Consider the following 12,367-nt stretch of genomic DNA (forward strand, 5'->3'; position numbering starts at 1 on the left):
ATTAATAATTAAATGGGGTCGCAAAATCAAAAATAAGGGTAATGATTGTATCACAGTTTAAATGTGCAACAGCTTATCTACATGGGAAATGCAAAACTTTTTAGCCGATCAGTTAGCGGGTAAGTTAACAAGTGCTTCTGCCGTGGACTGCGAACCGAAAAATGGCATAGAGGACAAACCAATACCAGCGCAAGCGGCGGCTGAGGTGTTAGGGTCAATTGTAAAAGTTTGGTAAAGTTATTGAACCCCCTGTCGCGAAGCTGAGCGACACCTGAAAAAGTTTGCTTCGTCGCCCGGGAACCCTAAATACAAGGACAACGCAGCAGAGCCAAATGCAGTCTGATATAACTCTCCACCAGTTGTAAAAGAACTTTTGCCGCCGGCATAGCATAGGGATTTAGTTATTTTTGTATACTATGTGAAAGTAGTGAGAACTATTAGAAGGAAGTGGGTTCGACCAACCAATAATTTCGTGTGATATCCTTAAGCCAATGCTCAAAGTATCAACCCGAAGGCTCGCAGAAGAAAGCTGATTTTACCTACACAATATCAAAGAGGTCAACATGGAAAGAGAACAGGACGCTCATATCGTACCCATTAGCAACCAGAGCCGACAGGTGCAGCAATTTTCCGTTGACGAGGGAGAAGAGTTAAGCGCGCAGCCTCAGAAAGGATTGAATCTAAAGCCGTTGTTGAGGACTTTTCAGCGACAAGCCCTAATCATTATTGGGATTATAGGTATAGTAGGGGCTGGAGCTGTTTATCAGATCAAGGGAGGCAAGAAAACATATCAAGCCGATTTTCGGATGCTAGTGGAACCCGTGACAACGGAGGCCAGAATTGCTGACCCCTCTGCCCTAGCCAATCGCGGCGATGGGGGGGGAGTCCCTAGTCGAGATTTTTTTAGTTTGGACTACGCAACTCAACTTCAAATTCTCCAGAGTCCTCAGATGCTGTCGGCTATTGTTAAACAAGTCCAAAAACGATATCCAGAAGTTACCGAGGAAATTCTTAAAAAAGGATTAGTCGTTTTGCGGGTGGGAGAAGATATGATGACGCTGACTAAAATTTTGGAAGTTCGCTTCATGGGGACCGATCCTAAATTAGTTGAGTTCGTTTTACAAGAAACTAAAAAGAAATATTTAAAGTACAGTCTGGACGAACGCAAGACTCGCATTGGTGAAGGTGTTATTTTTATTGAAGACCAGCTTCCGGGACTCAATAAGCGCGTAAACAAGCTGAAATCGGAGTTACAGGTGATACAGGAGCAGCAAAAGATTACCAATCCTCAAGAACAAGGCGCGCAATTAATGCAGCAAGTTCGTACCGTAGAAACTTTAGAGTTAGAAACTCAAAGGCTACTGCAAGAACAGAAAACGCTGTACGCTAACTTGCAAAAACAATTAGATTTTACACCAAATGAAGCTATTGCCGCTTCCGCTTTAAGCGAAGAACCTCAATATAAAGAGTTGCTGACCAAGGTTAAGGAAGTAGAAGGTCAGATTGCTGTAGAAACAGCTCGTTTTAAATCTGCTAACCCTATAGTGGAAGCTTTAGAGCGCAAGCGGGCAAATTTAGTAGCTTTGCTCAACCAGCAAACTGATAGAATTTTGGGGCAAAATTTAGTAGGCACCCAAGCCAATTCTAAAGTTCAGAATTTTCAAAATTCTATTCGCATAGGCTTGATTAAACAATTGGTTGATACTGCTAACCAAGTTGAAGTCTTAGAAGCTCGCCGTCAGGCAATCAGCCAAACTAAAAACAATTTAAACCGACAAGCAACAGAATTCCCCACCATAGCCCGCCGCTACAACGAACTGCAACAGCAATTAGAAGTAGCCGCCCGCACCCGCGATCAACTTTTAAGCCAGCGGGAAACTCTGCGCGTCCAAGCAGCTCAAAGCCAAGTACCTTGGGAAATAATTTCTGAACCACAGATACCGCGAGATGCTAAGGGCAACCTGATTCCAGTTGCCACGAAAGCTAAAAACAAATTTGTGATGGCAGTTGTTGGGGCGCTAGTTTTGGGTCTTGGAGCGGCTATCCTCATTGAAAAGTTCCGCAATATTTTCTACTGTGCTGATGACGTTAAAGATGCGGTTGAAGCGCCTTTATTGGGAGCAATTCCTCTTGACAAAAATGCTAGAAAATTGCAGCCTTCTATTGCTAATGCCTATGCTTATCTGGAAGGAAAAGAGGGTAATAAGAAAAAGGCTGCGGAATTTATAGAAGCTTTTGACTCTCTTTATACTAATATCCGCTTTCTTTCTTCAAATCGAACGATTAGCTCTTTGGCAATTGGTTCGGCTACAGTTGGCGAAGGCAAATCTACGGTTGCTTTAAACTTAGCTCACGTGGCAGCGCTGGCGGGTCAGCGAGTGCTGTTAGTAGACGCAAATTTCCATTCGCCCAGCCTGCACTTGCTGTTGGAACTGCCTAATGTCAAGGGATTGAGCAACTTGCTCGACAATAAAAACGAATCCAATGAAATTATCCAACGATCGCATCTAGCAGATAATCTTTTTGTATTAACTGCTGGTCTCCCGGAGCCTGGTACTGCCAGACGGCTGGCATCATCTCAGATGCAATATTTAATGGAAGAACTTCAGGCAAAATTTGACTTAGTTATCTACGATACGCCGCCGCTGGCGGACAGTAAAGATACGAATTTTTTAGCGGCGCGCACCGATGGCATACTGATGGTTGTAGCAATTCGCCAGGTTCCCTTTTCTTTAGTCCAAAAAGTTTTCAGTCAATTAGAAAATTTTGGCATACCATGCTTGGGCACAGTTGCGAATCATGCCCCTAAACGCAAGAAGTATTCAGCAGCATCGAGATCATCAGTTGTTGAAGATAAAAATGAATATTTGAATTTGACACCAGCGCCGTCTCGTATCCGCAAACTAGCTCCCAAAAAAGAGTGATACCCAACAAAGATGACCCCCAAAAAATCGATACCAACCCCCGACAGCATTCATGGAACTCCCAAAATTTTAGACTCTTGTTCAATCTCCCAGATTCGTCTGTGGAGTAAATCGAAAATCTAAAATCGTTCGACTCAGCGCGACTTGAAGCTCGCGCTTGCCGAACCTCTTAGGCCCAAGTCTAAAATCTCAAATCTCAAATCTCAAATTGACTGATGGCGGACTAATTTCCATCCGGGTTGGTAGGAAAGGTGACGATAAAATTAGTCCAGCCATTGCTGCTATCAACCTCAATTTTTCCCTGCAACTGTTCGACAAGTTTTTGAACCAAAGCTAAACCCAAACCTGTACCTCCTTGTTTCCAAGGATCTGCGTTGGGAACTCGATAAAATTTCTCAAAAATTCGAGGCAATTCCTCTCTGGAAATGGACGATTGATTGCTGAGTGTAAATTGGATTTCTGAAGCCACAGCACTTGCTTGTCGCGAATTTGTCCTTTGTCCTCCTTGTTCCCAGTCTCCGTTTTTGCACTCAACTTTCAGAAAAATTTCGCCGTTATTGGCAGTATATTTGCAGGCATTGTTGAGGAGCTCGGCTAAAATTCGTCCCAAACTAGCGCGGTTGGAACTGATCGTGGGGAGGTGGCGATCGCACTCTACTCGCAAATCCTGGTGGCGGTCGTGGGCCCGGGTGTAAAACGGGTCGATAATAGTAGGCAGCCAGATTTCTAAGTTTACTGGTTCGAGGTCGATCGGACAAGTTGCAGCTTCGAGCCGCTGCAAATCTAGCAAAGCATTAATCAAATCTGTTTCTCTAGTACATTCTGTTTCTAAAATTTCTAGATAAATCTGGCGCCGATCTGGTGTGGGAGAAATTCGCAGCATATGAATAGCCATTTTTATATTAGCTAAAGGCGTCCGCAGTTCGTGAGAAACTGTGCTGAGAAATTCATCCTTGAGGACGTTTAAATGCTGGAGTTCGTGAACTTTTTGCTGCAATTCGGCGGTGCGTTCTTGGACTTGGCGTTCGAGGTCGGTGTTGAGATTTTGGACTTGCTGATAGAGTTGGGCTTGCTGAATGGCGATCGCGATTTGAGTTGCCAGTTGCAGCAGCAAATCCACTTCCGAAGGCTGCCACTGACGGGATTTGGAACACTGATGAACACACATCATCCCCCACAAATTGCCGTCTTGCAAAATTGGTACAATCAAATAAGCTTTGATTTGCGCTTGCTGGAACCGCGCATATTTTTCGGCGCTCAAACAGGCTTGGTCGAGATCCGGAACCGCATAAATTTCCTGTTCGACCACGGAAGCAGATTCTTGCCAAATATTATGCGGCATGATTTCTCCCAAGATTGAAGGCCAATTTTCGGCAACGGATTCTGCCACTACAATGCCGTAATTACTGGGTTCTAAATGCAAGATTGCTACTCGGTCAGCTTGCAAAACTTGGCGGACTTCATCGACGCTGGCGTTGAGAATTTCTTCGAGGTTTAAGGATTGGTGAATCCGCAAAGAAATGTGAGTTAACAGCCGATCGCGCTGCAATTGTTCGTGGAGTTTTGCAGTCCGTTCCCGCACCTGCTGTTCCAGTTTGGCGTTGCGGCTTTGCAACAGTTCCACTTTTTCGGCTTGCAATTGATAAACCGACTGCTGCAACTGTTTGACAACTCGGTACATTTCGGTGGGATCGAGGACTCTGAGCAAGCTGGTCTGAGTAATAATTCCCAACAGTTCTCCGCGCCCCCCGCACACGACCAACCGCTGCACTTGTTGCTGCTGCATTTCTTTGTGCGCCGTCCATAGGGAATCGGAAGGTTGAAGAAATTGCAGGGGAGTTCTCATGACTTTTTGAGCTAGGGTTTGCTTGAAATTTAGTTCAAGAAACTGTGCCTGCACAATGTCATATTCGGTAATAATTCCCAGGGGTTGGTGAAAGGAATAGTGAAAAATGGAGGTATAGTCATCTTTGGGCTTCTCCATTGTTAATTCTTTGTTTTTTGTAATCACTACGCAACTGACTTGATGCTCTGACATCAGTTCGGTTATGGTCAGCAGCGAGGCGGTGTGGGGCGCTGTAATTGGCGTAGTCATTAATTCTGCTACCCGCCGCAATTTAAGAATGTTTGAAGGTTGCAATACTTGGCGAATTCTTTCCCGTGTCAGCACTCCTACCAAGTGCCGAAATTGATTGACGATCGGCAAATAGCGAATCTTGTGCTGGCGAAATAAGGATAAGGCGGTAAACACGTCTTGGTCATCGGATTCTGTGAGGGAGACCGACACCGGGGACATCACTTCGGAAATTGGTATTTTGTGCAGGGCTACTTTGTGCTGGTTGTCTATTGTGCCAGAAGCTATCAGCCTCACTAAGTCGGCGGGAGTTAATATGCCGATTAACAGCCCGCGACTGGGGTTGTCGGATAAGTTGCCTGTGGTAATAGTCTGCTGGTTCTGCACGACGAACACGCAGCGGGCCCGCACCTTTTCCGGCGTGGATGTTTCGGTCATCCCCCCCCGGTCTGAGGGTACAGGTGTTTTGACTAGGGGACAACTGTTTCGCAACTGACTCATCAGGGCGATCGCCACTGCTAAGGAAGTTTCTGGCCCGGCAGTGAGGGGGTAGCGATCGATCGCTTGTTCTAAGGCTGAGGAGTAAAAGGGTGGGTGGTAGAACGGCATAGTGGATTGCAGGTTGTCAGAGGGCGGCTAACGATCGGGCAAAGCCTTAGGGAACGGCAGAAACAGTTCACAAAAAACCGGGCAATACTTGACATTACCGGATTTTTTGTGGCTCTTTTCGTACAGGTGAAACCCGTACAGGTGAAACTGCAAACACCTCTATACGGTTGCTGCACTCCTCAAAGGGTGAGTTTCCGTTTACTTTTCTAATCATATTTAAGGCTGCATTCACATCAGCATTAATCAGCGTTTCATTCCCCGACCGAAACAACCCACGTTTAACTCTCTTACCCTGGTAAGACTCTTGCTTACCGACAGGCTCTAAATCCAAAAAGCTGCACTTACTTGTATAAGATTCTTCTGTAACTGTTACCTTTATTCCCACTAACTCAGCTTTGTAAGTAATCCTTTCTATGAGCGTGGATTGAGGAATTGCTACAAACGTCTGAGTCGTTTTTTTTCCTAATTGTAAATTTTGTTTCCACCCCACATTTTTGCCAATAACTAACTGCCCGATTTGATCGTTCACCAACTGCTTGACTATCAAGCTGCTGGTTTGATGAAGATAGTTTTCAACTCGCTTGTTTCGCTTAAAGGTGATTTGCTGGATTTGAGGTGTGGTATATTTCCCTTTCTCAAGTTTTGACTGTAAAAAGGCTAGGCGCTTATTGAAACCTTGATTGATTGATTTGAGATGTTTCCCATCATAGAGAGTTGGAGTAAATGTTGGCTTATTTGATGCTAAAGCGACGAGGTTATCAATCCCTAAATCTATACCTGCTATGAGTTGAGGGTTTAAATCCACCAACGTTACAGGCTTTTCATAAACAACCTCAACAACGTAGGTCGCTGTGGCAGGAACTATCCTTACCTCTATGACATCTTGGGCTTTTGTAGCAATTATTATGTCACTTTGAGATAAATGAAGTAGCCCATTATTTTTATTTTTTCCCCTTTGTCCTATCGATTGGTTATCATAAATTAACAAGTTACGTCCACAGGTTTTATGTTTGTATTTGGGAATTCGGGGGGGGGATGAAAATTGATGGATATCTCGGTAATAAGCCTTTATTGACTTTTTCCAAGCCTCCCAATCGTGAATAACTTGTTTGAGAACTTGATTGCTAATTTTAGCAGGTAAGGATTTATAGTCGGCTGTGGGTTTTAGGATGGCATATAACTGTTTTAGACTCCTGGCAGCGCCAACTTTTGACCCAGAGTTAAAAAAGTGTTGCCTCATGTAATAGTTACCATGATTGTAGAGATTTTTGGACAGGAAAGATAAGTCATCAAACTGTTTAAAAAACTGATGCTGCCGGTCTATGTAATGCCTTTCAACGACAATCATACTTTTTTGGGGGGAGAAACGAAAAGTTTTTTGTTGCTTTGTTAAGCACTGTACAATAAAGTCTAGGGATTATCCGATATAGTGTAACACCTCGCCTGTGCTTGCGACTTAAATAATAGACTTTCTAATTGATTATTTCCATTAATCTGAGCTTCAGATTAATGGAAATAATCCGCAATCTCATTCATCTCAAATACGCAGGGCGGTTTTTACGGCCTGCTTTTACCCTGAGACTCCCCTATAATCAAAATAACCCGAATGTAAAGTTTTACTACAAGATTTATCCATAATGACAACTTTAAGCTTAGAGCAAATTGCAGCCAAGTTAGAAAGCCAAAATTCCGCCGATCGAATGGTGGCTTTGGCTAACTTGCGGAATGTGCCTGCTGCAGAGGCGGTGCCTTTGATTAAAAAGGTGTTGAACGACGAAAGTTTGCAGGTGCGATCGATGGCTGTGTTTGCTCTTGGGGTCAAACCGACAGCAGAGTGCTATCCCATTCTAGTCAAATTGCTAGAAACTGACCCGGATTACGGCATTCGCGCTGACGCTGCGGGTGCTTTGGGCTATCTCGAAGATATCAGAGCTTTTGATGCTTTGGTGCGCGCTTTTTACGAAGATACTCAATGGCTGGTGCGGTTCAGTGCTGCTGTTTCTCTGGGGAATCTCAAAGATCCCCGGGCCCGCGACGTGCTGCTAAAAGCTCTCGACAGCGAGCAAGTGGTGATCCAGCAGGCGGCAATTTCGGCTTTGGGGGAAATTAAGGAAATTGGGGCGATCGATCGCATCCTCAATTTTGCTCAGTCGGAAGATTGGCTGATCCGCCAGAGGCTGGCTGAAGCTTTGGGCAATTTGCCGAGTATTAAGAGCGTTTCGGCTTTAAAATACTTAGAAAAAGATAGTAATTCTCAAGTATCTAAGGCGGCAACAATTTCTCTCGATCGTTTGTCAAAAGCAGAAGGATAACAGATACCCATACTTTTTTTGTAAGTGTTTCATTTCCGGGCTTTGAAGCCGGGGATGAAACACCTATAGCCTAATTTATTCAGCCCTCTGCTAGGTCAACCGATTGCTCAGTTCTTGAGGTGACAAAACGGGAATCGGCGACCCTGCGAATCCATTCACATCCCGAGTAACGATCGCCTCTAACTCTAACTCGATCGCACACGCTATCTGCACCGCATCTTCAAAATCCGGCAATCAAGGGCGCAATCGCTTGCTCCAGAACCTCTCGATCCACCGCACAAATTTCCATCAATGCCAAAAGTCGAGTTACGGCGGCAATCGCAGCTTCAGAACTCTTGGTTTGTCGTCCAACCACATAATGCACATCCGTAACCGTTGTCGCTGACATAAACCCTTCAACTCGCCCCGATTCAACTGCATTCAGTAAAAAAGCAGCATCCGCTACGAAAGGTTCGCCTGCCAGCATTGCATCCAGTAAAACATTGGTATCAAATAAAACTTTCATTACAGATACTTTTGCACTAACCGCTCATCCAACATTGCCTTTACTTCTGCATCTGTAGGTGGTGGCGCGTCCGTTTTCGCAATGCCAATTAAACTAGCGGCTAAACCCTTCGGTTTCACCTTCGATCGGGGTTTGGGTTGGAGCGATCGCATCAAGGCATCGATCAACTGCCATCGCTCCTCGGCAGACAACCTCAGTGCTCGGTCTTGAAGTTCGCGTAACGTCATAGTAGTTATCTTTCACAGAAAGCATTGGACAAGCAGGCAAGTATATAAATACCCCCGCTTCAAATTTTAGCGCCTCAAGTGATATAATGTTAGCTTCTTAAAAACACTTAATTTTTCGGGAGAGGGAGTTAAATGCCCTACAGTCAATTTAGCATAGAACAAATTAAGGCAACTTTCGGCATCGCCTTTTCGAGCAAGATGGGCTTGTTTGCTGACATTCCCGCAATAGAACCAAGCAGTTTTTTGCAAGAAACTTTGCAATTTAATCTGCCTTTAGCACTAGAAATTAATTCCGAGAAAGCTCGCTCCGAGCTAATTGTCGCGCCAATATTAGTTGAGATTAAAAAACGGCTCCCGGAACGGATGAGTTTATTTTCCGGTCGAGAATTCAATGTAGACGCTGCTAGGGGTTTGAGCGGTTATTGCGATTTTCTAATTAGCCGATCGCCGGAACAGCTAGTCATTGAATCCCCAGTTATCGCCTTGGTTGAAGCCAAAAATGACAACATCCAATCCGGCTTAGGACAGTGCATGGCAGAAACGATCGCAGCACAAATATTTAACCAGCGTCAAGAAAATGACATTCAGACAATTTATGGAGTTGTCACCACTGGTAGTATCTGGAAATTTTTCAAGTTAGAAGGAATTGCGATCGAGATTGACACCAGCGAATATTTTATTAATAATGTTGGTAAAATTCTCGGTATCTTAATAAATTTTATAGAGTCTTGAGTGAAACCAGAATGTATTATTTAAGCTGCTGCGTGCAAATCGCAAGTTAATATAGTTGTAGATATCCTTTAACCAAAGCCAGCCATGAATCAAGCGCCCAATCCTTTTAACTCAAATCCCTCCAATCCGCTAGACCCCTTGGAGCAAGAAGTTGACGAGCAAGGTCAAGAATTGCCGAGACAGTACCACCCGGCAACTAAAAAAACTCTGCAAAAAGTCTTTATCATCCTGGTAGTTGTTGGGGCAATTATTGGGGGAATTCTATCTATAGGGGTGATTTCACTGATGCAGAAGGCGGGACTGACAGATGTGCCGGCAAGGGTACAAAATCCTAAGTGAATGGGTGAGTTGAGCGTACCGGAAGCGATCGCCGAGCCTTAATTATAGTATCGTTCAATATCGCGCCCATGTTGGGCGAAATTAAGACGCGATCGCTCGCCTAGTCCCAAAGAAATCTTAATATTTTCATTATTTTTTTGGATGCACCTGTGTCTATACAATCCAATTCGGTGCTGCAGGGGCCCCGGCAAAAAACTGTTTCCAATAAATCCCACTTATTCTGGCTAAGAGAATGTTACTTATTGGGCTATTTATCGCCACCTTTTTTTTAGCATACTGCAATGGTGCTAATGATAATTTTAAAGGCGTGGCGACACTGTTTGGCAGTCATACGACGAACTACAAAACAGCAATTGGTTGGGCAACGATCACAACTTTTACCGGTTCAGTATTTTCTATCTTTCTAGCAGGAAGCCTGGTAAAAAGCTTTTCGGGAAAAGGGCTAGTTCCAGACGAGATAGCCAATGGTACAGATTTTCATTTGGCAGTCGCCATCGCTGCGGGTTTAACCGTTATTCTTGCTACCTTAACTGGATTTCCTATTTCCACAACTCACGGTCTTACAGGTGCGCTTGTCGGTGCAGGTTTAGTAGCAATTGGTACTCAAGTTAATTTTACAGCATTGCAGAAAACTTTTTTAATGCCTTTGTTGCTGAGTCCCCTGATTGCGATTCTATTAGGAGCTTTAATTTATGCGCTGTCTCGCTACCTGCGAGTTTATTTAGGAATCAAGAAAGAATGGTGTATTTGCGCTGGTCAAATTCAACAGATTATTCCCATTCCCCAGCCCGATGCAACTAACATACTGAAGTGCATCACAACCGCTGATGTCGCGGTCGATTCTCTAGATAAATGCACGCAAAGGTATTTGGGAAATTTCTTACAAATTCCCAGCCAAAAGTTAGTGGATGTTTGCCATTTTATGAGTGCGGGAATCGTCAGTTTTGCCAGAGGATTGAACGATACTCCGAAAATTGTTTCGATCATGTTAGTCGGTCAATCAATATCAGTTCAGTGGGGAAGTTTAGCAGTAGGTTTGGGAATGGCGATCGGCGGTTTGTTGAATGCTAGAAAAGTGGCCGAAACAATGAGCAAAAAGCTTACAGCAATGAATACCGGTCAAGGGCTGGTGGCAAACTTAGTGACGGGATTTTTAGTTATTGCTGCCAGTCGCTATGGACTTCCAGTTTCTACTACCCATGTTTCGGTAGGTTCAATCTTTGGTGTAGGATTGATTTCAAAAAAAGCTAACGTGCGCGTTTTCTATCAGATTCTACTATCATGGATGTTGACCTTGCCAATTGCTGCTGCAATCAGTGGCGGCGCTTACTGGGTGTTGCATCGGTAAGAGAATTAATCGTTAGTCCTAGAAGAGAAAGAGTTCGCAGTTGATTTGGGATTGTCATCAAAGGATAACCCGATCAAATCTAACGGTAAAAACAAGAAACCGCGCCGGGAGTTTTTGAATAAAAATTTAAGGGTAATTTATGGTTAAAAATTCTCCGATCGCGCCACCTGTTGCAGATAAATTGATTGCTGCTGGCTTTCACGCTCTTTCTGACCCCCTGCGGCTTCAGATTTTGGAGTTGCTGCGGGAACAGGAGTTGTGCGTTTGCGAATTGTGCGATCGACTTTCTGTCCCTCAGCCTAAACTCTCTTTCCACCTCAAAACCCTAAAAGAAGCCGGTTTAGTCCGCAGCCGCCAAGAAGGCCGCTGGATTTACTACAGCCTCAATTTAGCTCAGTTTGTCGCCCTCGAACAGTACCTCGCCGAATACCGCCGCTTCTGCCAGATCCTGCCGGCGCGCCCTTGTTCCGACGCGGGTTAACCCATCAACATTTCTTAATCACTCAAATACTGATATGGCTATTTTGATGATTGACATATCAAATTTTATTGATATGATGGGATGGAACAAATTAGTTGAGAGCGATGGATGCAACAGGTCAGAGGTTAGGTTGTGCTCGGCCAGATTGCAGGCGAGAGGCGATCGCCGAATTTCTAGGTACATTTATTTTGGTTTTTGCAGGCACCGGTGCGGTGATGGTTAACAAAACTAGCGCGGGTTCCGTAACTCATTTAGGCATCAGTTTTGTATTTGGTGCAGTAGTAACTGCGATGATTTACGCCCTAGGACACATCAGCGGTGCACACTTTAATCCGGCCGTAACTTTAGGGTTTTGGGCGAGCGGTTTTTTCCCAAAATACAAAGTTTTGCCTTACGTTTTAGGGCAGTGTGCGGGTGCAATCGCAGCTTCTAAAGTGCTGCTAATTACCCTAGGAAAAGTCGCAAATCTCGGTGCAACTATCCCTCTCAATGGTAACTGGTTGCAGTCTCTAATTTTAGAAACTGTTTTGACCTTTATCTTAATGTTTGTTATCCTCGGTTCAGGACTTGATAGACGCGCTCACATCGGCTTTGCCGGGATAGCAATTGGGTTAACTGTAGGGTTAGAAGCTGCATTTATGGGGCCGATTACCGGAGCGAGTATGAATCCGGCACGCTCTCTAGGCCCGGCTTTAGTTGGTGGCATTTGGGAACACCACTGGGTTTACTGGGTTGCTCCTATTTGGGGAGCACAATTAGCAGTCGCAGTTTATCGGGAAATATCTAACGGATTTCGGGATTTTAAGTGAAAGCATT

13 protein-coding genes are annotated in these 12,367 nt (G+C 44.5%); 8 read left to right on the forward strand and 5 right to left on the reverse strand.

The genetic code is table 11. The features are described 5' to 3' along the window. Nucleotides 1–61: 61 nt before the first annotated feature. Both QUB35_RS31275 and QUB35_RS31280 read left to right on the forward strand, forming a co-directional pair. On the forward strand, nt 62–235 hold the full coding sequence (locus QUB35_RS31275) for a hypothetical protein (protein WP_333145608.1): 174 nt from the start codon (nt 62–64) through the stop codon (nt 233–235). A gap of 328 nt (nt 236–563) precedes the next feature. Continuing rightward, nucleotides 564–2,924 (forward strand): polysaccharide biosynthesis tyrosine autokinase, encoded by a 2,361-nt coding sequence (locus QUB35_RS31280; RefSeq protein ID WP_333145610.1) that lies wholly within the window; start codon nt 564–566, stop codon nt 2,922–2,924. Between the two features lie 223 nt (nt 2,925–3,147). Here QUB35_RS31280 and QUB35_RS31285 read toward each other — a convergent pair whose 3' ends face one another. After that, complete coding sequence (locus QUB35_RS31285) at nt 3,148–5,607, reverse strand: CBS domain-containing protein (protein ID WP_333145613.1); 2,460 nt, start codon at nt 5,605–5,607, stop codon at nt 3,148–3,150. Nucleotides 5,608–5,701: 94 nt separating this feature from the next. Next, nucleotides 5,702–6,955: a transposase gene (locus QUB35_RS31290; protein ID WP_333145615.1), complete on the reverse strand. Its 1,254-nt coding sequence runs from the start codon at nt 6,953–6,955 to the stop codon at nt 5,702–5,704. Between the two features lie 289 nt (nt 6,956–7,244). On the opposite strand from QUB35_RS31290, the gene QUB35_RS31295 reads away from it, so the two are divergent. Further along, nucleotides 7,245–7,919 carry a HEAT repeat domain-containing protein gene (locus tag QUB35_RS31295; protein ID WP_333145617.1) on the forward strand — a complete coding sequence of 225 codons (675 nt, stop codon included), beginning with the start codon at nt 7,245–7,247 and terminating at the stop codon, nt 7,917–7,919. Between the two features lie 90 nt (nt 7,920–8,009). On the opposite strand, the gene QUB35_RS31300 is transcribed toward QUB35_RS31295, so the two are convergent. Genes QUB35_RS31300 through QUB35_RS31310 form a run of 3 tightly spaced genes read right to left on the reverse strand, consistent with a single transcriptional unit; the run spans nt 8,010 to nt 8,651 of the window. Beyond that, complete coding sequence (locus tag QUB35_RS31300) at nt 8,010–8,153, reverse strand: hypothetical protein (RefSeq protein WP_333145619.1); 144 nt, start codon at nt 8,151–8,153, stop codon at nt 8,010–8,012. Then, the gene (locus QUB35_RS31305) at nt 8,140–8,424 is read right to left on the reverse strand and encodes a PIN domain-containing protein (protein WP_333145622.1); all 285 of its coding nucleotides are present in this window, start codon (nt 8,422–8,424) and stop codon (nt 8,140–8,142) included. The genes QUB35_RS31300 and QUB35_RS31305 overlap by 14 nt, the downstream gene beginning before the upstream one ends. After that, nucleotides 8,424–8,651 (reverse strand): hypothetical protein, encoded by a 228-nt coding sequence (locus tag QUB35_RS31310; protein ID WP_106146537.1) that lies wholly within the window; start codon nt 8,649–8,651, stop codon nt 8,424–8,426. The genes QUB35_RS31305 and QUB35_RS31310 overlap by 1 nt, the downstream gene beginning before the upstream one ends. Before the next feature lie 132 nt (nt 8,652–8,783). On the opposite strand from QUB35_RS31310, the gene QUB35_RS31315 reads away from it, so the two are divergent. The 5 genes from QUB35_RS31315 to QUB35_RS31335 all read left to right on the forward strand — a co-directional run bounded on the left by QUB35_RS31315 (nt 8,784) and on the right by QUB35_RS31335 (nt 12,360). After that, complete coding sequence (locus QUB35_RS31315) at nt 8,784–9,383, forward strand: hypothetical protein (RefSeq protein WP_333145623.1); 600 nt, start codon at nt 8,784–8,786, stop codon at nt 9,381–9,383. A gap of 84 nt (nt 9,384–9,467) precedes the next feature. Then, nucleotides 9,468–9,722: a hypothetical protein gene (locus QUB35_RS31320; protein WP_333145625.1), complete on the forward strand. Its 255-nt coding sequence runs from the start codon at nt 9,468–9,470 to the stop codon at nt 9,720–9,722. 232 nt (nt 9,723–9,954) lie between these two features. Then, nucleotides 9,955–11,070, forward strand: a complete 1,116-nt coding sequence (locus QUB35_RS31325) for an inorganic phosphate transporter (protein WP_333145627.1) — start codon at nt 9,955–9,957, stop codon at nt 11,068–11,070. A gap of 139 nt (nt 11,071–11,209) precedes the next feature. Beyond that, the gene (locus QUB35_RS31330) at nt 11,210–11,551 is read left to right on the forward strand and encodes a metalloregulator ArsR/SmtB family transcription factor (protein ID WP_333145629.1); all 342 of its coding nucleotides are present in this window, start codon (nt 11,210–11,212) and stop codon (nt 11,549–11,551) included. Between the two features lie 104 nt (nt 11,552–11,655). After that, complete coding sequence (locus QUB35_RS31335) at nt 11,656–12,360, forward strand: MIP/aquaporin family protein (protein WP_333145632.1); 705 nt, start codon at nt 11,656–11,658, stop codon at nt 12,358–12,360. Nucleotides 12,361–12,367 lie beyond the last annotated feature (7 nt).

Origin of the sequence: Microcoleus sp. B13-B6 (genome assembly GCF_036705405.1) — a bacterium.
Lineage (GTDB): Bacteria > Cyanobacteriota > Cyanobacteriia > Cyanobacteriales > Microcoleaceae > Microcoleus.